Origin of the sequence: Actinoplanes sp. NPDC049599, from assembly GCF_044465625.1 — a bacterium.
Taxonomy (GTDB): domain Bacteria; phylum Actinomycetota; class Actinomycetes; order Mycobacteriales; family Micromonosporaceae; genus Actinoplanes.
In genome coordinates this window covers 1-1,691 of the sequence record NZ_JBITLX010000073.1, presented here as the reverse complement: position 1 = coordinate 1,691, position 1,691 = coordinate 1, and the positions used below count along the sequence as shown (strand labels likewise).

Here is a 1,691-nt window from a genome sequence, read left to right as displayed (position 1 = left end):
AGCCTGGATCCACCGATGAATAGCGTTCGCGTCGGCGTGCCGGAGATAGAAGATGCCCTCTGAGCTGGAAGTATAGGAGTTCTGACGCTTCTATCGCTCGGCTCGAAAGGGCACCTCGCAGGTGAGATTACACAATGACGCGCCGGTCGTGCGCGCAACGTTCGACGATCCGAATCTCGTGTCGTGTGCCGGGCTCGTACCGGTGATGCGACTGGCCGGTGAGGTCGGTCTGCACGACGCGGTCACCGACCGGGTCCGGCTGCCCGGTGACACCGGGTCGAACCCGGCGGGTAAGGTCGCCACGATCGTCGCGGGGATGCTCGCGGGCGCGGACAGCATCGACGACCTGAACATCGCCCGGCACGGCGGGATGCCGTCGCTGTTCACCGGCGTGTATGCCCCGTCGACGCTCGGCTCGTTCATGCGCACCTTCACCCACGGGCATGTGCGGCAGTTGCAGGCCGCCGCCCGTGACACTCTGGTCGCGCTCGCCTGCCGGGTGCCGCTACTCGACGGCGCTGACGTGCTGACCTTTGTGGACATCGACTCGATGCTGCGTCGCGTCTACGGCAAACAGAAGCAGGGCATCGGGTTCGGCCACGCCAAGGTCGGCGGCTACAACGTCTATCTACGCGGCTACAACCCGCTGATCACCACACTGTCCACACCGCTGAGCGCGCCGGTGATCGCCGCGACCCGGCTACGCGCGGGTAACGCCGGCTCCGCCCGCGGGGCGGCCAGCCAGATCGCGGAAGCGATCACCACCGCCCGCGCGTGCGGCGCCACGGGTGAGATCGTGGTCCGGGCGGACTCGGCGTTCTACACCAAAACCATCATCGGTACCTGCCGCCGCCGCAAAGTCCGGTTCTCGGTCACCACCCGCATCGACGCGAAGATCCGCACCGCGTGTGACAGCATCGCCGAGAGCGAGTGGATCGACATCCAGTACCCGCAGGCCGTCTTCGACGAAGACACCGGCCGGTGGATCTCCGACGCGCAGATCGCCGAAACCACGTACACCGCGTTCGCCGGCATCAGGCATCAGGTGAGCGCCCGTCTGATCGTGCGCCGGATCCGCCGCGACGACCCGGCCCAGATCCCCGGCCAAGGCGAACTCGTCGCCCAGTACCGGTATCACGCCGTGTTCACCGACAGCCCGTACACCCTCGTGCAGGCCGAGGCCCAGCACCGCGGCCATGCCATCATCGAGCAGGTCAACGCCGATTTGATCGCCGGAGCCTTGGCGCACCTGCCGAGCGGGAAATTCAGCGCGAACGACGTATGGCTTGCCTGCGCCACGATCGCCCACAACCTGACCCGCGCCGCCGGGCACCTCGCCGCCGGCGCCTACCGAACGGCCCGGCCCGCCACGATCCGGACCCGGATCATCAACGTCGCCGCCCGCCTCGCACACCGCGCCCGGACCATCCACCTGCACCTGCCCGAGCAGTGGCCCTGGCAGACAGGATTCGACAACCTCTTCACCGCCGTCGCGACCACTCCCGGCTGAACCCCCGAAACCAGCAGAATTCAGGCGGCCCGACCACAGGCCACAAACCCCGTTCCGCCCTGCACAACCGCACCCGGAGAAGACCGATCACGCGATCGGCGACTCCCGCACGCCTACCGGATCACCGAATATCGAAACGATCAACCCGCACCGGCACCAATCGCGTCGGTGGATCGAGGCT

The 1,691-nt window shown here is 67.4% G+C and carries 1 protein-coding gene; it reads left to right on the top strand.

Features of this window, described 5'->3' with window-relative positions; genetic code table 11:
* Positions 1-121: 121 nt before the first annotated feature.
* Positions 122-1,510 carry an IS1380 family transposase gene (locus ACIBQZ_RS43225; RefSeq protein ID WP_396094775.1) on the top strand — a complete coding sequence of 463 codons (1,389 nt, stop codon included), beginning with the start codon at positions 122-124 and terminating at the stop codon, positions 1,508-1,510.
* Positions 1,511-1,691: the final 181 nt, after the last annotated feature.